The sequence below is a fragment of the Microbulbifer echini genome, from assembly GCF_041447225.1.
Taxonomy (GTDB): domain Bacteria; phylum Pseudomonadota; class Gammaproteobacteria; order Pseudomonadales; family Cellvibrionaceae; genus Microbulbifer; species Microbulbifer echini.
The window spans coordinates 40,371-59,664 of the sequence record NZ_JBGMEL010000003.1 but is presented as its reverse complement, the minus strand read 5'-3'; the positions used below and the strand labels follow the sequence as shown (position 1 = coordinate 59,664).

Annotated in this window: 16 protein-coding genes; 8 read left to right on the top strand and 8 right to left on the bottom strand. The window is 46.8% G+C overall.

The genetic code is table 11. From position 1 onward, the window contains the following. The first annotated feature begins 206 nt into the window (after positions 1 to 206). The 5 genes from ACCI51_RS04040 to ACCI51_RS04020 all read left to right on the top strand — a co-directional run bounded on the left by ACCI51_RS04040 (position 207) and on the right by ACCI51_RS04020 (position 6,160). Positions 207 to 1,652, top strand: a complete 1,446-nt coding sequence (locus tag ACCI51_RS04040; protein WP_371842686.1) for a coniferyl aldehyde dehydrogenase — start codon at positions 207 to 209, stop codon at positions 1,650 to 1,652. Positions 1,653 to 1,790: 138 nt separating this feature from the next. After that, positions 1,791 to 2,096 (top strand): hypothetical protein, encoded by a 306-nt coding sequence (locus ACCI51_RS04035; RefSeq protein ID WP_299583604.1) that lies wholly within the window; start codon positions 1,791 to 1,793, stop codon positions 2,094 to 2,096. 142 nt (positions 2,097 to 2,238) lie between these two features. Then, a complete protein-coding gene (locus ACCI51_RS04030) occupies positions 2,239 to 3,123 on the top strand; it encodes a ketopantoate reductase family protein (RefSeq protein WP_371842685.1) in 885 nt (294 codons plus the stop codon). A gap of 585 nt (positions 3,124 to 3,708) precedes the next feature. Continuing rightward, positions 3,709 to 4,386 (top strand): response regulator transcription factor, encoded by a 678-nt coding sequence (locus ACCI51_RS04025; RefSeq protein WP_299583608.1) that lies wholly within the window; start codon positions 3,709 to 3,711, stop codon positions 4,384 to 4,386. Continuing rightward, the gene (locus tag ACCI51_RS04020; protein ID WP_371842684.1) at positions 4,364 to 6,160 is read left to right on the top strand and encodes a sensor histidine kinase; all 1,797 of its coding nucleotides are present in this window, start codon (positions 4,364 to 4,366) and stop codon (positions 6,158 to 6,160) included. The genes ACCI51_RS04025 and ACCI51_RS04020 overlap by 23 nt, the downstream gene beginning before the upstream one ends. 143 nt (positions 6,161 to 6,303) lie before the next feature. Here the strand turns inward: ACCI51_RS04020 and ACCI51_RS04015 are convergent, their stop codons facing one another. The 5 genes from ACCI51_RS04015 to ACCI51_RS03995 all read right to left on the bottom strand — a co-directional run bounded on the left by ACCI51_RS04015 (position 6,304) and on the right by ACCI51_RS03995 (position 13,169). After that, on the bottom strand, positions 6,304 to 9,003 hold the full coding sequence (locus ACCI51_RS04015) for a LamG domain-containing protein (protein WP_371842683.1): 2,700 nt from the start codon (positions 9,001 to 9,003) through the stop codon (positions 6,304 to 6,306). A 667-nt stretch (positions 9,004 to 9,670) separates the two neighbouring features. Continuing rightward, positions 9,671 to 9,880 (bottom strand): cold-shock protein, encoded by a 210-nt coding sequence (locus tag ACCI51_RS04010; protein WP_299583617.1) that lies wholly within the window; start codon positions 9,878 to 9,880, stop codon positions 9,671 to 9,673. 616 nt (positions 9,881 to 10,496) lie between these two features. Next, complete coding sequence (gene groL, locus ACCI51_RS04005; RefSeq protein WP_299583620.1) at positions 10,497 to 12,137, bottom strand: chaperonin GroEL; 1,641 nt, start codon at positions 12,135 to 12,137, stop codon at positions 10,497 to 10,499. Between the two features lie 46 nt (positions 12,138 to 12,183). Continuing rightward, positions 12,184 to 12,477, bottom strand: a complete 294-nt coding sequence (locus tag ACCI51_RS04000) for a co-chaperone GroES (RefSeq protein ID WP_299583735.1) — start codon at positions 12,475 to 12,477, stop codon at positions 12,184 to 12,186. A gap of 215 nt (positions 12,478 to 12,692) precedes the next feature. Then, positions 12,693 to 13,169, bottom strand: coding sequence for an FxsA family protein (locus ACCI51_RS03995; RefSeq protein ID WP_371842682.1), 477 nt, complete (start codon positions 13,167 to 13,169; stop codon positions 12,693 to 12,695). 139 nt (positions 13,170 to 13,308) lie between these two features. Between ACCI51_RS03995 and cfa the strand changes: the two genes are divergently transcribed. Together cfa and ACCI51_RS03985 are read left to right on the top strand one after the other, a co-directional pair. Next, on the top strand, positions 13,309 to 14,454 hold the full coding sequence (cfa, locus tag ACCI51_RS03990; protein WP_299583626.1) for a cyclopropane fatty acyl phospholipid synthase: 1,146 nt from the start codon (positions 13,309 to 13,311) through the stop codon (positions 14,452 to 14,454). Between the two features lie 147 nt (positions 14,455 to 14,601). Continuing rightward, complete coding sequence (locus tag ACCI51_RS03985) at positions 14,602 to 15,375, top strand: hypothetical protein (RefSeq protein ID WP_371842681.1); 774 nt, start codon at positions 14,602 to 14,604, stop codon at positions 15,373 to 15,375. Between the two features lie 74 nt (positions 15,376 to 15,449). On the opposite strand, the gene ACCI51_RS03980 is transcribed toward ACCI51_RS03985, so the two are convergent. Together ACCI51_RS03980 and ACCI51_RS03975 are read right to left on the bottom strand one after the other, a co-directional pair. Continuing rightward, positions 15,450 to 16,211: an SDR family oxidoreductase gene (locus tag ACCI51_RS03980; RefSeq protein WP_371842680.1), complete on the bottom strand. Its 762-nt coding sequence runs from the start codon at positions 16,209 to 16,211 to the stop codon at positions 15,450 to 15,452. Between the two features lie 113 nt (positions 16,212 to 16,324). Then, positions 16,325 to 17,278 (bottom strand): DUF481 domain-containing protein, encoded by a 954-nt coding sequence (locus ACCI51_RS03975; protein WP_371842679.1) that lies wholly within the window; start codon positions 17,276 to 17,278, stop codon positions 16,325 to 16,327. Between the two features lie 307 nt (positions 17,279 to 17,585). Here ACCI51_RS03975 and ACCI51_RS03970 point away from each other — a divergent pair, with 307 nt between their 5' ends. Further along, entirely contained in the window at positions 17,586 to 17,900 is a 315-nt protein-coding gene (locus ACCI51_RS03970) for an MGMT family protein (protein WP_371842678.1), read from the top strand. Between the two features lies 1 nt (position 17,901). Here the strand turns inward: ACCI51_RS03970 and ACCI51_RS03965 are convergent, their stop codons facing one another. Next, positions 17,902 to 19,200, bottom strand: a complete 1,299-nt coding sequence (locus tag ACCI51_RS03965) for an AmpG family muropeptide MFS transporter (RefSeq protein WP_371842677.1) — start codon at positions 19,198 to 19,200, stop codon at positions 17,902 to 17,904. Between the last annotated feature and the right edge of the window lie 94 nt (positions 19,201 to 19,294).

Here is a 19,294-nt window from a genome sequence, read left to right as displayed (position 1 = left end):
GCGCAACTCGCGATTACTACCCCGTGGCCATTATTGCCCTGGAGTAGGGAAACACCAGGGCAGGCCCAAACACATCACAGTTTTTACAAGAGTGGTTGCAACTCACGTAACCGTGGAGATTATGTCTATCTACTGACGCAATTGGTCAATCACCAGTAGGATGAATGGGGTAGTCTGGTTAAATACTAACGCCAGAGGATAATAAAATGACCATCCAGACCCTTACCCGGCAGGATGCAGACAGGGCGCTACTTCAGAATCAACTAGACCGTCAGCGCCGAGCCCACCTTGCCAATCCCGTTCCCAGTTATCAGCAACGAGTGCAAGACCTAAAAACCCTGGCACGTATGCTGCGCGAGCAACAGGAGGCGATCGTTGAGGCAATATGCTCCGACTACGGCAATCGCTCACGGGAAGAAACCTTGCTCCTGGAAATCTATCCCGCTCTTGCCGGTATCAAGGATGCTATCCGCAACGTCAAAAAATGGATGAAGCCGCACCGGCGTCATATCGATCTCAAAGCCTACCCGTTATCGAAAAATAGGGTTATACCGCAACCTTTGGGGGTGATTGGGGTGATAGTCCCCTGGAACTTCCCCATTAATCTGAGTATTTCCCCCCTGACCAACATCTTCGCCGCGGGCAACCACGCGATGGTCAAGATGTCCACCAACTCGTGCCGGCTGGCTGAGCTATTAAAGCAGATCAGCCCCAATTACTTTCCCGAAGAGAAACTCTCTTTTATTGCCGATTACGGCGATATAGGCCCACTCTTTTCCAGCCTCAAGCTAGACCATCTGATTTTCACTGGCTCTAGTACCACCGGTCGCGCCGTGATGCGCTCAGCCGCGGAAAATCTCACCCCGGTTACTTTGGAATTGGGTGGTAAATCACCAGCTATCGTCGCCCCCGATTTTCCGATCGAAAAAGCAGCAGAACGCCTGATCCACTGGAAAATGGTCAACGCAGGGCAGATTTGCGTCAATGTGGATTATCTCTTCTTACCGGAGGATCAGCTGGAAAGTTTTATTGAGCATGCGAGCCGACTAGCCAAAAAATATTTTCCGAACTGGCAAAGCTCTGACTATACCTCCATTATTGACCGAGCCTCCTACCTGCGCCTGTGGGATACACTGGAAGACGCGATCAATAAAGGGGCAAAGGTCTATGACCTGAGCGGCGGAGAGCTCAAACGGGAAGACAACCTACGAAAGTTCCCACCACATCTACTCGTCAATGTCAGTAACGATATGTTGGCAATGCAGCGGGAAATTTTTGGTCCTCTCCTGCCAATTAAGACCTACTCAAAACCTGAAGAAGTAATCGACTATATCAATGCGCACCCCCGGCCCCTGGCTATTTACCCTTACACCCACGATAAAGACCTGCAAAATCGCTACATTGAGCAGGTAATGTCTGGCGGTGTTTCGATTAATAACTGTGTACTACACGTTGGCCAGCACGATATTCCATTTGGCGGTGTTGGTGAGAGTGGTATGGGTCACTATCACGGCTATGAAGGGTTTATTACTTTCTCCAAGCTGCGCCCAATTTATCAGCAGGGCCCCATCGACCTGCTGAAATTAATGCGCCCCCCCTATGGAAAGGTCTCCAGTAAATTACTGAACTATATGCTCAAGATGACCCGCTAAAAAATAACCCGGCGGACCAATTCCGCCGGGTTATTTTTATCCGAGATTCAATTTCTCTGTATTTGAATAAAAAACTGGCGTAATCATCATCCCCTGTCCACACTAAAGCTATGGCTTAGTTGTTGTGTGGAACCACGCATGAGTTTTATCGTAACGGTCATGCTCGTCAGCAATTTGACAAATCCAATCCCCCCAGGGCTGGACCCCAATAAACCAGCACCCATCTATGATAGCCCTGACCTGTATGGAGCTACTCCATCTGTAATCGCTCTTGAGCCATCTACTATTCGATCCAAACTTTATAGCCTGGGATTCAAACCAATTACCAGTATGCGATTTGTTGGTGGTCGCTGGAAAATACAAGCGGTTTATCAGGGAGAACTCCGGGCCCTGGAAGTCAATCCAGATAACGGAATTATTATTGCAGATCGCCTAGCAAAATAGGCTTCATCCGAATTCACCTACAAATTAGCTGTTAAAAATATAACAAAATCCATCTAAAGCTCTAAAGTTAACCACCTTATATTAGCAAGCTTATTTCTACCGACACCAGAGTTACCAACAGCAAAAATACACGGCAGGATGAATGAAAAAAGGGGAAATATTGATTTTTGGTGCCGGATCAGTCGGTTCTTATCTAGCAGCTAAGCTTGCTCTTTCAGGCCATAATATTAATGTCATTGGCAGGAAAGCAGAAAAGATTGGCAGCTACCTTTATATAAATGATGAGAAATTTCACTTTCCGACCACTTCAACAAATATAAACTCACAAATTAAATATAACTACATATTTTTAACCTGCAAAATCTATGATTTAAAAAATAATCTTCAACACCTAAAAAGATGGAGCCCAAAATCAGAAATCATTATATTGCTACAAAACTGTTTTTTCGACATAACTGAATTCAAAAACACTTACCCACAGGAGTTAACCAGCATCCTTGTGTTCGATGGATTTAACCTAACTGGCAACAGACTAAAGCACACCAAAGGGGCCGGATTTCTGCTTGAAAATACTAAATATTCAGAGAGGCTAACTCAACTACTCAAAGACTCAAATATAGAAACCAGAACAACGGACAACATGCTACAGCACCGTGCAGAAAAGACCATCTATAACTGCGCGATAAATATATTCTCAGCGATCTACTCAAAAACAGTCAGGGAGTTATTTGCTAACAGCTCAACTTTAGAGCGCATGAAAAACGTATTCTATGAATCCTATGAAGTACTCTCACAAGAAATTGATATCCCACAAGATAAAGAATCCCTCTGGAACCACCTCATCCAATTCGCCGGTACACTGAACCACTATGCATCGACTTACCAGGATGTTAGGGAGAACAAAGTGACTGAGATTGCTTTCTTAAATGGCTTTATTATTGATTTAGGCCGAAAAGTGGGCGTTGCCACCCCTTACAATATTGAAGCTGTAAAAATTTTCAAGAAGAAGTATCCAAATTTTTACTGACAACAATAACTTACAGGAAATTTTCGATCTAGAATCAGCCCAGACTCATCAGGCCGCCAAGACAAAGGAATCAACGCCGGCAGTACAAACGATGAGCAACCCAATTCAGGGAGCCGACCTACTGAATAATTAAAATCATCCCCCTCCCCTAAAATCACCATGCAAACCACCTTAAGTTTAGCTAGCAAAAAAGACAGTGGGATGCAACCCGCTAGAGGTGGTGAATCAACATAAAAACCCACAGCCATGCAACAGTGAAAATATTTTGCCGGCACCCTACAAAGGTGAGAAAATCAACAAAAAACCATCATCTCTTAGGAGATAATTTCCGCAAAAAGTTGAAAATATAGACAGCGCCCACATAGAGAGCCAGGGACGCCACTATCCGCTTTAAACTAGCACTCAAAAATTCTAAAAATTGCCAGCAGACTTAAACAATAACCCGTATCTGTTGTCTACGAGGAACGCAATACAAGACTGCCAGATCAGTCTCCACCCCTTATCAAGCACATACTTTTTATACGATGGGCTAGTTAGGAAGAACCCGAAAACTGTCCAGCCAGTCAGTTCATTAGTTACAGATTTATGCGTATCTTTATCATAGAAGACGATGTCAAGTTGAGTCATTACCTACTCAAAGGTCTTAGCCAGGAAGGGCATAGCGTGGAGCTATGTCACGATGGAAAAACGGGATTAATTCAGGCCAGTACCGAGCCCTTCGATGCGATAATTCTCGATCGGATGCTCCCAGGTATGGATGGGTTAAATTTGCTAAAGTCTCTCCGAGGAATGGAAATTGATACCCCAGTATTAATGCTAAGTAATCTCGGAGAAGTCGACCATCGCATAGAAGGATTGCGCAACGGGTGTGACGACTACCTGGCTAAACCTTTTTCCTTTGCAGAGCTTCTAGCTAGAATCGAAGCTATTGGAAAACGCCGCCCTCATCCAAACGCTCAAGAATCCCTTGCTGTTTCAGACCTGGAGTTAAATCTTTTGACCAGGCAAGCACAGCGCAGAGGTCGTTATATTGAGTTACTAACCCGAGAATTCAAACTACTTGAATACCTGATGCGCCATGAAGGGCAAGTTGTCACAAAGACTATGTTACTGGAACAAGTCTGGGATCTTCATTTTGACCCCAAAACTAATGTAGTTGAAGTACATATAAGTAGGCTCAGAAAAAAAATTGACCAATCTCTCGACAGCCCCCTTATTCATACTATCAGGGGGGCCGGATATGTCCTTCGCAAGAAAGATTAAACTGCTTAAAAGTTCAAGCTTTAGATTGGCAATTATTACGTTCAGCTGCGTCTGCCTCAGCTCCAGTATATCTTTGTTAACTACCTACCTGCTTACAAAAAAATCACTAGTAGAACCTACACTTGCTCAAGTTGAAGAAATCGCCAACGAATCTATCGCAGAGATCGGTGACTTGGAATTTTTTCACCCGGACATTTACCCCAGATTTCGTGATGTCGAGCCTAGAAATTTTATTTATAATGACACATCACCATCAAAATTTACCAAAACCTATATACAATTTTTTACAAACCTATTAACCCAGAGCGGATTAAGCCAGCAGGAAAAGCTTGCCGCCCAAGGACGGCTGTTTGCACTGGGCGAAGACATCAATCTTCCACTGGAAAACATACCCTCTATTTTGATCAGACACCTACTCAACAATGAAATTCCTGAAGACTTTCATGACTACATAGAGAATATCACTGATGAGCGATTTAGTGACTGGCCAGAATATCAAGAAAGTATCCATAAAAGCCCTTCGCTCTTAGCAAAGCATTATTTAGAGGCTGAATATTTCTTAGATGACGAAAGCCTTTGCGTAGAAGTCTTGGATACAAAGGGGAATGCTATCTTTAGCAACATTGAAGGACTTACTCCAGGGAATCTAAAATATAAAGCTTTCTATACTATAGTATCCAATTCTGATCCAGTAATTGACCATAAAAATGGTCAGCGTGCCTGCCTTATAAAAGCTTCCCCTCTCCCTGACGGGGGAATATTACTAGTGGGGAAGGAATTTACTCGGGAATATCAGTTACTGGATACACTCAACTATATTATTTTTTACGGATTTTTATTCTCTGTAATCATCAGCCTGCTCTGTGGGTATCTTGTATCGCGACAAGCAATCAAGCGAATAAGTGAAATCAACCAGGTATGCCATCAAATTATGAGTGGAGACCTTGGCAAGCGTGTGCCATTTAAAAACACTGATGGCGATTATGATCAACTCGCGCTACACATCAATTCGATGTTAGATAAAATCCAACAACTGATGACCGGGGTAAAGCAAGTTTCGGACAATATTGCTCATGATTTAAAGTCGCCTCTTACTCGTCTGCGCGGCCAATTAGAACTATTACTACATATGGAAAAGCCAGAAAGAGGAACTATTGAGGCTGTTATTGATGAAAATGATAGAATCATCGAGTGCTTTAATGCTCTACTTAGAATTTCACAAATTGAGCAAGGAGCTCGCAGGGCAGCATTCAGACGATTTTCCCTACATAGTGTCCTTGAAACCCTGATAGAAGTTTATGAACCCACATTCCAAGATCAGGGAATACAACTATCCGTCACCTTACTTGATGACCACCATTTGATCTACGGAGATAAAGAGCAATGGTCACAAACCATTGCAAACCTCTTTGATAATATCGTCAAGTATGCACCGGGAAGCGGCAACCTGAACATTAAGCTATCAGTTAACTCTCAGAAAGAGAGTAACTATCTTCATTTACAATTGCACGATAGCGGTCCTGGAATTCCAGAAGATGACCTCCAGAAAGTCTTTGAACGATTTTATCGGATTGAATCGCATAGACACACGAAAGGGAACGGATTGGGGCTAAGTCTTGTTATGGCGGTTTGTAATTTACATAAAGCAAAAATCAGACTGACCAACGCCAGTGGGTTGCTTGTTCAGATAGATATCCCCACAGCGATTAATTCTCACGAACCAGCCACGCTGAGTTTCTCCAAAAGGGAAACTGTTGAACCAGAATTACCTTAAAGGTAGTGCAAGCTTGATAAGGTAAATCGCCTAAACCTGCATGATGGAGAAAAATTAGCCTCACAAAGGAAAACAGCTATCCATTCGAATAGCTGTTTTCTCATTACTCAGTTAATTCACACTGAGCATTTAGAAGATTAACCCTAAGCACTGGGGTTAGATCTAATCTCAATAGTTGAGTCTGAAGTTGCTGCCACAGGTAACCATACAATTAGACTTTGCGTACCATCTGCATCTCTGACAACACCTGTTTTTGCCTCAGATACAACCTCACTATTAAATTTCACCTCCGGAAGACTATCTGCCCCCCATTGGCGGATAACCAGTGTCGGGTTCTGCAAAGGATTAGTATTACTAGCCTTCACCTTCAGGGAAATTTCCTCTAAGGCCCCAGCAGCTTTCAAGCTATAGGCCCGTTCGTCAGTGAGATAAGTAACTGTATTACCGTCAACGCCTTTGATCGCATCAATTGTAGGCGGCGAGATCCATGACTTTGCCAAGCCTTGTAAATCGGTTGGGGTGCCCTGGGTAAAACCGTACATCATAGATCCAGTACCATATTCAAAAGCTTCCAGGTTTCCGACGGCAAAGTGAGACACTCGATCATTAGCAACAGAGAATCGGCCATCAGAAGGAATTTGCGCGACCGGCCAATGATTCCACGGGCCCGCAAAGGGGAATACCCCGCCGAGGAAGTCAATATGCTCCGAGCTCTCCCCGTTGGAAGAAGGGAAGAAACCCCCTCCTTGGCTTACACCGAAGACCTTCCAGTTTGTCTGGCTGTTAAGTACTGCAATATTTCCTTGTAGTGGGGTTTGGTTGTGCTCTGGCCTAGGATAAATTACATCCACGCTATCACCCGTAAGCCCTGCAATCGAAACCGCGTTATAGTTTAAAAAATCCTCAGCCTTCTGATCAGGACCCAACAGCCATTGGAAGTCCTGATAAAATTCAATGCCTCCCTCATCAGCCGCGGGGTGATAAAACACATCCCGGATTGCCACACCATCCGGGTAAATGGTATGCACCTCATCAATATAAGCCGTATCCATAACTGGCAAATCAAATACATCTGCCGCCGCATAACGCCAATGCACTTTTACGCGTGCCGATGTATTTTCAATCATACGAACATGGGTACGTAAGGCTGCCTTATCAGACATATGCTCGGCTAAAGAAACAATCGGGTTGAATGTTGAAGCTGGAGTTTCAGGATCATCTGGATCGGGAATTACGATCTCAACACTCTGGTCTGACATCCATCGATTATCCGTCACAAGGTTCATACCATGAGAAGTTCCTCTCCAGTAGACATAACTGATTGGCTTATCATCAAACCGGACAACAATATCCTCATTCTCCGTAACCCTCCACAAGTTATCCCAAACATCATGAAAGTCTAATTTTGTATAGATGCCGCCAAATTTTTGTGGGTATTTTTCCAGATCAGGTAGTTGCCGTTTTGTAACACTGGAATCAGGAGCTTCTTTTTGTGCAGTTAAAAAATCATTATAGATTTTGCTAAACGCTTTAGCGGTAAGAGACTGGTTATAAATGACAACTTCATCTATTGCCCCCTCTATACCAAACAGGCTAGAAAAATGATTAAACTCATCAATTTCACTTTGCCGTACCCCATCAGTAGCTGGTAAAACCGAATTATTCATTCCCAAAATTACTGGCATGTCCGGGGTGGCCAGATTGATACTTGACGATTGATTTTTATCTACAGCCCCATTGATATAAAGAGATACATTATTACCTGCAGAAACACCGACATGAACCCACTGATTGGTGGGAATTACACTGTCGGAAATCAAGGTTTTACTATTCGCCCTAAATATGAGTTTGCCGCTGGAATTTATTCCAAAATAATATCCTTCATTTCCCACTCTATTAGACTGATGAATGATAGGCGCATCATTCCATGGGTAAGCGGCTAGATTGATCCAGGCCCCAATAGAGATAGAATCAGTAAGTACTGGCGCTTCATCCTGCGCAACCACCACAGCAGATCTATAACCATCAAACAGCAATGCCGAGCCTGATACGCCACCGACCCAATCGCTACCATGACTATCAATATATCCTGTCGCAGAGCTCAGGTTGTCAATTGTGCTTGTCCCCTCGCCCTCATCAAACTGCCAATGCGACACAGGCTTACCTGGAAGTGAGTGGTTAACTCTCGCATTTTCGCTACTTTGAACAGTGCCTATTACCAACTCACCAGACTTATTTTGCACATCAGCAATACCACTTGCTGTGAGCTGCATAGTTTGTAAGATAGCCCCTTTACGCGCTTTCCAATCTGCGATGCGGTCAGTACCCGGACGGTACAATCTGGTTACATTGCCATCTGCAGTAATCGAAAATATCTCGTGAACTACCCCCTCAGGAACCCTCCCTTTTATTGGATCAGCCTGGGGAAAGTAGCGCCAATGAATTACAACCTTGCTGTCGGATTGCTCTAAAATACGAACAAAGGAAAAGTCATTGGATTTATCAAAACGAGCATTCACATCCGCTGAAATATCGGCCAAGTGGCCTACAGGTGTAGAGTCATCTCCAAAATGCCAAACAGGGCGATAGCTATGATCACGACCGAAAACAAGCTTGCCTTTCCCGTCAATATTCACAACGATATCGGCATAGGGTCCTGTGATCTTTTCCGGAATATCCTGAGAATCAACACGAGTATAATACGCAAAGAAACCAGCCGATGTTTGCCCTAGATCCACTTGAGGTGCTTGGGGCACTGGCACCCGATTTTCACTAGATCCGCCAGAGTCCTTACAACCAAGTACCGTAAGGCATAGCGCCAGTACAAGGTTACCTTTTGACATTAACATATCTACAGTTCCCGCTCTTTTAATTGACAGGTAAGTCTAAAAGAGCAGCTTAACGTCAGAATGGATCGAATATTAAATCTTTGTAATGTGCACTCCGATGTAAATCAAATGACTTCCTTATATCCCGAAATCCTAGAGTTCATACTGCTAACAGCGATTGTATAATTCAGAATAAAAAAATTAAGCGTGCTTCGCCCCCCCCCCGCAAAGAAGTCTTCTGTGCCCCCCTACAGCCTAGATTGCCAACATAAGTGACTCACCGAGTGCCAATGTATAAAAAGATAGAGCTGTTAATTGGGAATTTCGGAAGCAATACAAGGCCAACCTGTCCATAAATGACCTGAATCACAAGATAGGGATTGCCGTCTTTTTAGAAAATGGAAGAAGCTGGAAAACTCAAAAAATAGCTGAATTTATATTCCTGCGAATAATTCGCTCTGAAATTACCAATCCAAAGACCCAAACTTGTATAAATAATTTGAGCCAGGAAAAGCTAAAAGTCTCCCCCTGCTTATGGAAGGCAGTAAGACTGTAGATGCTCATACTCAGTGAGGGGCACCCTATAGAGGCGAAAACTGCAGGCTGTCTAAATCGATATAAATTAACGCAAAAAAAAAGGCAGGCCCTTTGAGGCCTGCCTTTTTAGAACTTGATAACGGTTTTACAGAGGAACAATGTCTTCTGCTTGAGGACCCTTCTGGCCCTGAGTTACCTTAAATTCAACCTTCTGACCCTCGACGAGAGTTTTAAAGCCTGATCCAGTAATTGAGCTGAAATGCGCAAAAACATCTGGGCCGGACTGCTGTTGAATAAAACCGAAACCTTTAGATTCGTTGAACCACTTAACGGTTCCTGTAACTGTATTAGACATATTAATATCCTAAAAAAATAAATGACGCCCAAAAAGGCACGTAAGCAGAAAATAGAGACTGGAACTTAAAAACTGCAGGACGGAGTAATATGACTAAAACAGCGAAATGTAGGAAATATATAAGTAAATAGACTTCTTTCTGACTTCTGCAGACTATACCGACAATAAAAGTTTTGTCAAGTATTCTGTAAGTTTTCAAGATATCTTAAAATATTTCACACTACTTTTATCGCCTTCAAGTCCCGTCTAGCCGCACTTTCAGAGACACGACTGAGTGACTCAGAGCCCCCATCCAGAGAAAGCCTCGCACGGAAATAGAATAGGATTCCTAGAAATCTAGCCTTTTCAGAATGACTGAGCATTTCTCTTCCATCCCCTCACTATGATGCAGGAGCCTCTTTTACAAAGCAGATCAGATAGAGACCGAATTCTATGAAGTAGTAATTACCCTTTCGCGCAGCCTGAGGGAAGCAGGGTGCCAATGAGCAGGCCCACTTTTGAAGCATCGGCGCAAGGAAGCCACTAACAATGGATTCGAAAGGATTAGCCCCTTTGGGTACTACAATAAAAAAACCCCGCAGAGTGCGGGGCTTTTTTGTTGGCTTTAAGGGCCGGCTTACATCATGCCGCCCATGCCACCCATACCACCCATACCGCTCATGTCAGGTGCAGCCGGCTTGTCTTCCGGAATCTCTGCAACCATGGCTTCAGTGGTGATCATCAGGCCAGCGATAGAAGCAGCCGCTTGCAGAGCAGAGCGGGTTACTTTGGCTGGGTCCAGAATACCCATATCCAACATGTCACCATACTCGCCAGTAGCCGCGTTGTAACCGAAGTTGCCTTCGCCTTGCTTCACTTTGTCTACCACTACAGAGGATTCGTCACCGGCGTTGGCAACGATCTGACGCAGAGGCATTTCCATAGCGCGCAGAGCCGCGGCTATACCGTGGTTCTGGTCTTCGTTGTCGCCAGTTACAGAGATAGCCTGAGTAGCGCGAACCAGTGCGGTACCACCGCCAGGTACTACACCTTCCTCTACTGCGGCGCGGGTAGCGTGCAGTGCGTCTTCAACGCGGGCTTTCTTCTCTTTCATTTCCACTTCAGTAGCGGCGCCTACTTTGATTACTGCAACACCGCCAGCCAGCTTGGCTACGCGCTCTTGCAGTTTCTCTTTGTCGTAGTCGGAAGAGGACTCTTCGATCTGTGCACGGATCTGGCTAACGCGAGCTTCGATGTCTTTAACTATGCCAGCGCCGTCAACGATTACAGTGTTTTCTTTGGACAGGGTTACGCGCTTAGCAGTACCCAGGTGCTCCAAAGTAGTACCTTCCAGCTCCAGACCAACCTCTTCAGAAATCACAGTACCACCGGTCAGGATAGCGATATCCTGCAGCATAGCCTTGCGACGATCGCCGAAGCCAGGTGCTTTAACAGCAGCAACTTTAACGATACCGCGCATGCTGTTAACAACCAAAGTTGCCAGCGCTTCGCCTTCAACGTCTTCAGCGATGATCAGCAGAGGCTTGGAAGCCTTGGCTACTTGCTCCAGCAAAGGCAGCAAATCGCGGATGTTGGAGATTTTTTTATCTACCAGCAAGATGAATGGGCTTTCCAGCTCGGCAGTCATGTTCTCTTGGTTGGTAATGAAGTAAGGAGACAGGTAGCCGCGGTCGAACTGCATACCTTCTACTACGTCCAGCTCATTTTCCAAGCCGGAACCTTCTTCAACAGTAATAACACCTTCTTTACCCACTTTTTCCATGGCTTCGGCGATGATGGTACCAACGCTCTCATCGCTGTTAGCGGAGATAGTACCTACCTGAGCAATGGACTTGGTGTCAGCACACGGAGTGGCCAAGCCAGCAATGTGTTCAACTGCTGCACTTACCGCTTTGTCGATACCGCGCTTCAGGTCCATGGGGTTAAAGCCCGCGGCTACGGACTTCAGGCCTTCAGTTACGATTGCCTGAGCCAGTACGGTAGCGGTGGTGGTGCCGTCACCAGCGGTGTCGGAAGCTTTGGAAGCCACTTCCTTCACCATTTGCGCGCCCATGTTTTCGAGCTTGTCTTTCAGCTCGATCTCTTTAGCTACGGAAACACCGTCTTTGGTTACGGTAGGAGCACCGAAGGACTTATCCAAAACTACGTTGCGGCCTTTGGGACCCAGGGTAGTTTTAACAGCATCTGCCAGAATGTTTACGCCTTTCAGCATTCTCTGACGAGCTTCATCACCGAAAATTACGTCTTTAGCAGCCATGATTCTTATTCCTCAAATTCTTTGTGCGAGTAACGTTGGAGCTAAATTAGCCTTCCAACACGCCGTAGATGTCACCTTCGTTCATGATGATCAGCTCTTCGCCGCCCATCTTGAGGGTATTGCTGTCGGCATAGCGACCGAAAACAACCGTGTCACCCACCTTGACTGACAGTGCACGTACATCGCCATTGTCCAGCTGCTTGCCCTCACCCACGGCTACCACTTCACCTTGGTTCGGCTTTTCCTTGGCAGCACCTGGCAGAACGATGCCGCCAGCAGACATCGCTTCTTCTTCCTTACGGCGTACTACGACGCGGTCGTGTAAAGGACGAATTTTCATGGATAAGTTCTCCATTGAGTCGTTTTTAAGGATTTCCAACATAGGTGTCACCAGCCCTAAGGGCTGGTGACCTGACCCCTCCCTGGTTACCAGAGGCGGGGCTTAAATCAGAGTTGCTCCCTATCTATGGGCGCGAGAATAGATTTCAACACTATTCAGTGAAAAAACTACAAAAGTGCTGGCTGAAAGACAAAAATGTGCACTATTTAACCAATTCAGTCTTTACGATTCTTGTGCTCCACTTGATCTACGGACTTTCGCTGATCTCGCGAAAACTCTCCCTCGATGATATCTGGGCCGCGCTTGGTCGAGTCGGATTGACCAGGGGCACCCGGCCGCAAAATAGTGACATGCCGTAACAGCCTCCCCAGAAGCAGATGTCGCAGCCCTGGTATCAGACAGGCAAATCCCAGGGCATCGGTGATAAAGCCGGGTGTCAGAAGCAGTGCGCCGCCCACGGCGAGAAAGATACCCTCAACCATCTCTTGGGCGGGGATATCGCCAGTGCGCATCTTCTCCTGAGCCCGCATCAAGGTGGACAATCCCTGGCGACGTAGCAGTGTTACGCCAACGATAGCGGTCAAAAAAACCAGGCCAATGGTGGGCAAGGCGCCGATTTCTCTTCCTACGGTGATCAATACCCACATTTCGAGTACAGGTAGGACTATAAATAGAAGCAGCAAGGGACGCATAGAGAGAATTCCTGATCTAAAAGCCCATTCAGAGAGGGCTTGAGGTGTTATCGATATGCTGAAGTAAATGGAGTGGGGAGGCAAATTATTCAAGGGCGCCATATTCAACCCCACAAAACCGGGAGAGAGGGAGGCTTAGATGGCAAGCGAACAGCAGGATGCCTTGGAGGTGCCGGCTATTAGCCGCAGTCGACATTTACTCGATGATGTTTTGGCCGAAGCGGATATTCGCATTAATGGTGACCGGCCCTGGGATATCCAGTTACACCGAGAAGAGGCACTGGACGAGATTGTTGCTCGGCAAACCCTGGGCCTGGGTGAGACTTACATGCGCGGTGACTGGGATGTTCCCGCATTAGACCAGTTTATGACCCGGGTGATCGAGGCAGATCTGGATCGTCATATGAAAACCTGGCGCAATGTCTGGCGCTATCTGCGCAGCTATTGCATCAATTTACAAAGCCGCAATCGCGCCTTTGAAGTCGGCGAGCACCACTACGACCTAGGCAATGAATTTTATGCCGCCATGCTCGACAACCGTCTTACTTACAGCTGTGGCTATTGGAAGGATGCACAAACATTGGATGAGGCCCAGGAAGCCAAGCTGGACCTCATTTGCCGCAAACTGCAACTACAACCGGGCATGAGACTACTGGATGTCGGCTGCGGATGGGGCAGTCTGATCAGCTACGCGGCACAAAAATACCAAGTGGAGTGTGTCGGCATCACCATATCCCGCGAACAGCGAGCCTATGCCTCGGAGCGTTATGCCAACCTACCCATCAAAGTGCATCTGCAGGATTATCGTGCGTTAAATGAACGTTTTGACCGCATTGCCAGTGTCGGTATGTTCGAGCATGTGGGACATAAGAATCACAGAGACTTTATGGAGGTCGGAAAGCGCTGCCTGAAAAAAGATGGGATTTTACTGCTTCATACCATCGGCAAAGCCAAGCCCACCAATACAGACCCCTGGTTCGAGAAATATATTTTCCCAAATGGCGAGATACCCACAGCGGCACGAATAACCCAGGCCGCACAGGGCGTTTTCATCAGCGAAGATTTGCATAATTTCGGACCGGACTACGACAAGACACTTTTAGCCTGGCATGAAAACTTCGAGCGCAACTGGCCACGCTTTGCAGACCGTTACGGAAGAAAATTTTCTCGCATGTGGCGCTTTTACTTATTAACCAGTGCGGCGACATTCAGGTCGCGTCGATTACAACTGTGGCAGTGGATGTTTACCAACAACCGGTCTGGCGGAGTGGAACGTATTTGCTAACTAAAGGCTAACAAACCTAATAACATCAGAATTTTGAAAAGTCAGGCTGGACAGTTGGCGAAAAACCGGCTGCCCAGCCCTCCATCTGTTGACCTATCTCGCGGTCTCTCCTATAGACCCAGCCTTACTGCCTAAGGATTTTATCCAATGCATTTCCTATTCGAGACTGCTGACGGCCTAAAGCAACTCATACAAATACACACGTTCTCGGCGATTATCCTCACCATTCTCGCTATCCCCCTGACACTGCTTATGAAAAAGGGGAGCATCTACCATCGTGCCTGCGGTATAACTTCCCTATTACTGGCCGTTATATTTTCAGCATCCGCCATACTGATGCTTTTTAATTCCTTTCTTATTCCACACCTAACAGCGGATATTCCCAATTACCAAATAGATGCTGCCTATGTCTACAATACCCATCCCGATCTTTTACTACTGGGGCTTATCTCTATGTTCGGTTATGCGATGTTTTCCGCATATCGTATTTGGCCGAGAATCAAACACTCAAAAAATAATCGCATAACATCCAACATTATTGACTGGACACTTACACTGATTGCCGCTTGGGTAGCCGTTTTCTACTTTCAGGTCTTCTTATATGATATTGGACGTCATCCCAGCTATGCCAATATCTACCTCACTCCAGCAGCAATCATGCTGGTTTTTGCCGCATTCGACGTTTACACATTCACTTTCCGCCCACAAATTTCCGGCAATCCCTGGTGGGCTCTACATATGAGCAAAATGCTATTTGCCTGGATAACATTAATCAAGGGATTTTTATTTCGAGATTTTCACTTACCTCTCAATAAAACCGTATTTCACGAAGTCACATCAACGCTTCTCTGGATGGCAACTTGCATTCTAGTGTATTTAATTTTCCGTAAAAGATTTGACCGCTTAAGCACAAGAAAATAAAAGATTTGAAGAGAGGGAAAAATAAAAAAGGGTGAATATTAATCACCCTTTTACCTACCAATGGACAGCACTTACTAAATACGTGCACCGCCATCAACATCAATAACACGGCCGCTGATAAAATCGTTTTCCAAAATAAAAGCGACAGTGGATGCAATTTCATCCTGCTCACCTAGGCGGCGCAAAGGGACTTGTTTCACCAAGCTCTCAAGAATTTCCGGGCGCATTTGCGCTACCATATCCGTGCCGATAAAACCTGGGGCAATTGCGGCCACACGCACTCCGTAGCGAGCCAACTCACGAGCCCAGGCTACCGTCATGGCGGCAACACCAGCCTTACTAGCAGAGTAGTTGGTCTGCCCCACATTACCTTCACGAGATAAGCTGGAGATATTGATTAATACTCCACCCTTACCACTCTCCGCCATAATGCCCGCTGCTGCGCGGCCACAGAGGAAAACCCCGGTCAGGTTTACGTCAATTACAGATTGCCACTGGGCCAAAGACATGCGATCAGTCACTTTGCCTTCTTTGCACTTGAGCAGTAAACCGTCGCGCATAATACCGGCATTATTGATCAGAACCTGCAACCCCCCGAAGTCTTCAGCGATTTGTAAAAAGCCCTTGTCCACCGCTTCTTCATTGGCCACATTGATCACATAGCTGCGGGCTTCTGCTCCATGCTTTTCACAGGAGGCGAGGCTCTCCTTTAATCCATCTTCATTGACGTCAATCAGAGCCAAGCGGGCTCCCCGTTCTGCAAGGTATTCTGCCATAGCCCGCCCCAGGCCTTGGCCCGCGCCCGTAATCGCCACTGTGCTACCGGCAATCTGCATGATCTACTCCTTATCTGTATTAAAATTATATTTTTTAAAGGTCTAGGGAATCTCGGATTAACTCTGTAATGTCTTCGTATATTTCAAGCCCTATTCGACGCGACATTCAGATATTACCACTGATAACCAACTCCGACGGTTACCTTGGTGTCTTCTTTCTCACTCTCCAGTGAGGGGGTATTGTCATATTCCCACTGGTAGCCGATTTCCATTAATACACCCTCCACCAGCGGGGTACGCACCCCCACTTCAGCACTCGCCTGGAAGTCATCGCCGTAATCAAACGACTGAAGCGTTTTCTGATTGAAATATATTTCCGGGCCGAGTGAAAATTTATAGCGATATTTCATCGCCAAACGACCTGCTACATACTGATCATCCTGATCCTCACTCAGTTCCGCATCAATAAAATCTTCCTGCAAACTACTGAGACCACCTTCCAGGGAGAAGGCAGTTTTATCAGTTTCGTAAAACAGGTAACCCAAACCAAGACCCAATGTGGTTCCCAAATCCAGGTTGCGCGCCTCTTCATGTTCCAGTTCGGTATTGGCCGCAGCAAACCATTTTTCGGCAAAAATCCAGCGAAGGTCATAAGTAAGCTGGTACTTTTCCAGATCGCCGTCCGCCTCGCTATCCTGATTCTGGTAGAGGGCGCCGATCAGGTGGTTGAAATCGCCATGGCGCACATCCAGATTAATATTCACATCCAGGTCTTCGCGCTCCCGGTTACCGGACTCAAAAACTCCGCCAGCGCTGATATTGCCTTTAAATGCTATAGGGTTACTGACAAAGTTCGGATAGGGCTCGGCGCGCTCAACACCGGGGAAATCGATCAGCCAACCATCCCCCTCCGCACAATAGACCTCCCACCGCTCCTGATAGTGCCCCGCCAGAGTACAGGGCTCATCGCGCCCGGCAATTTTCAGGTCGGTATCCACATCCATGGAGACAACCTTGGACTTCTCGACTTTGACCTGGCCAAAAGTCTCAGATTTCCAAACCACCTGCTCGGCATCCACTAAAACCAGCTCTCCCTGAATACGGTCGCCATTTTCAAGCGTAAGCACTCCGGCATGGAGTGGCAGAGGGATGAGACAGAGGCATACTCGCGTAATAAACCTGGACAAGCGTGTCGATAGAACCACAGGAGGACCTTAGCGTTTCTGGGTGAACCAACAGTGAAAACCGTTCTAAAAAACGGCACAAGGGGCAATAATGCCATAACTGCCAATGATGTGGCACGCCGTTACTAGTCATCGACTCCCCTGGCAAATTCAGGCCGCCCCCTGTCAAGAGGCTTATTTATAGCTTATTGAGCAAAAATCGCGGCAAACTGGGGCTAATTCCGGATAAATGATTAAGCAGAGAGCTTTAGTGAGCGAAGAGGAAATCAACAATACACTTGCCAGAATATGCCGAGTTTTGGCTTCCATTCCAAGTGGCCACGTAGTCACCTATGGTGACCTAGCAGCGATGGCCGGTTTTCCCAAGGGGGCCCGGCTTGCGGGCCAGCAACTGAGAAAACTCCCCAAGGATACAAAGCTCCCCTGGCACAGGGTGATCAACGCGCAGGGACGACTCTCTCTGCCCGAACCCAGAGCCTCTTACCAGCGGGAACTACTGCAGAGCGAAGGTGTTAGTTTTTTGAAGGGGCGGATAGACATGGCAAAGTATCGCTGGAGGCCTTGACTCAGGCCTCCTCCCCCTCCCCTCTCCAGGGTGCTACGGCAAAGAGTAACAACATGCCAGGAACAGCCAAAGCAGCGCACAGCAGGAAGAAGTTGGTCCACCCCATAGATTCCACCAGGTAACCTGTTGAGGCATTGGCGAAAGTTCTGGGCAGAGAGGTGAGTGCGGTAAAAAGTGCCAACTGTGTGACCGTATGCAACTTACTGGTGGTGCGAGCTATGAAGGCAATAAATACCGCCGTGCCGAGCCCCACCCCCAAGTATTCAAAGGCAATCACCAATGCCAGTAGCCAGAGACTTGGCCTAAATCCCGGAGTACCCACCAGATCTGCATTGGCCTCAGCCAAAATCATAAAGCCAAAAATGGAAACAAGCTGGACAACGCCGAATATCCACAGGCATTTATTAATACCAATACGTACGATTAATAAACCACCAAGGAAACCACCAATCACCGCCGGCCAAAGTCCGGCATTTTTTGCAACAATCCCAATATCCGTATTGGAATATCCCATATCGAGATAGTAGGGCGTCGCCAGGGCGGTCGCCATACTATCCCCCAGCTTATAGAGGAACATAAATGCAAGCACCAGGATCGCGTGCCTGACCCCATTGCGATTAAAAAACTCCACGAAAGGCAACACGATAGCTTCACGCAATGACCTTGGCCGCGCCGCGGGATGCTGTGGCTCCGCGACCATTAAGGTCATAAATACCGCGACCAACATAAAGGCCGCCGTTACCCAAAATACCTGCCCCCAGGCCAAATGATCAGACAAAATAAGACTGAGGGAGCCCGGTATCAGGCCGGAAATTCGGTAGGCATTCGCATGAAAAGAATTGCCGAGCCCCAACTCCCAGTCAGGTAGGATTTCCCGGCGAAAAGCATCCAGAACAATGTCCTGGCTAGCACTGAAAAAAGCAACACCAAAGCAGAGGGCTGCTATAGTCCAAATGTTGAATTGGGGGCTAAACATGCCCAGTGCACCGATAAAAACAATCAACAGGAGCTGCATCACCAGCATCCACCCCCGACGCCGCCCCAAAATCGGGAAGGCATAGCGCTCCATGAGCGGCGCCCAGAGAAACTTCCAGGTATAGGGCAACCCCAGCAGGGCAAAAATGCCAATGGTCGCTAGGTCTACACCTTCTGAGCGCAACCAGGCCGGTACCAGCTGAATCAGCACAAACAGCGGCATCCCCGAGGAGAACCCGGTCCCAAGGCAAATCAGCATACGTCGGTTAAATACCGCTTCCCTGACTGTTTCGTGGGCCATAGTCTGTCGCGTTTTAATCGTCAATTAAGATCTGCAAGCGTCCCTTCCCCCTGTTCCCCATACCAGCAACCTTAAATGCCAAGGGAAATAGTGAGTGGGCGTGGTGGTTTTCTCTCTC

Coding starts and splice junctions, on each gene's coding strand:
- ACCI51_RS04025 (WP_299583608.1), top strand. CDS start 3,709: ATGCGTATCTTTATCATAGAAGACGATGTCAAGTTGAGTCATTACCTA.
- cfa (WP_299583626.1), top strand. CDS start 13,309: ATGGCAAGCGAACAGCAGGATGCCTTGGAGGTGCCGGCTATTAGCCGC.
- ACCI51_RS04030 (WP_371842685.1), top strand. CDS start 2,239: ATGAAAAAAGGGGAAATATTGATTTTTGGTGCCGGATCAGTCGGTTCT.
- ACCI51_RS03985 (WP_371842681.1), top strand. CDS start 14,602: ATGCATTTCCTATTCGAGACTGCTGACGGCCTAAAGCAACTCATACAA.
- ACCI51_RS04010 (WP_299583617.1), bottom strand. CDS start 9,880: ATGTCTAATACAGTTACAGGAACCGTTAAGTGGTTCAACGAATCTAAA.
- ACCI51_RS03995 (WP_371842682.1), bottom strand. CDS start 13,169: ATGCGTCCCTTGCTGCTTCTATTTATAGTCCTACCTGTACTCGAAATG.
- ACCI51_RS03980 (WP_371842680.1), bottom strand. CDS start 16,211: ATGCAGATTGCCGGTAGCACAGTGGCGATTACGGGCGCGGGCCAAGGC.
- ACCI51_RS04000 (WP_299583735.1), bottom strand. CDS start 12,477: ATGAAAATTCGTCCTTTACACGACCGCGTCGTAGTACGCCGTAAGGAA.
- ACCI51_RS04040 (WP_371842686.1), top strand. CDS start 207: ATGACCATCCAGACCCTTACCCGGCAGGATGCAGACAGGGCGCTACTT.
- groL (WP_299583620.1), bottom strand. CDS start 12,137: ATGGCTGCTAAAGACGTAATTTTCGGTGATGAAGCTCGTCAGAGAATG.
- ACCI51_RS04035 (WP_299583604.1), top strand. CDS start 1,791: ATGAGTTTTATCGTAACGGTCATGCTCGTCAGCAATTTGACAAATCCA.
- ACCI51_RS04015 (WP_371842683.1), bottom strand. CDS start 9,003: ATGTCAAAAGGTAACCTTGTACTGGCGCTATGCCTTACGGTACTTGGT.
- ACCI51_RS04020 (WP_371842684.1), top strand. CDS start 4,364: ATGTCCTTCGCAAGAAAGATTAAACTGCTTAAAAGTTCAAGCTTTAGA.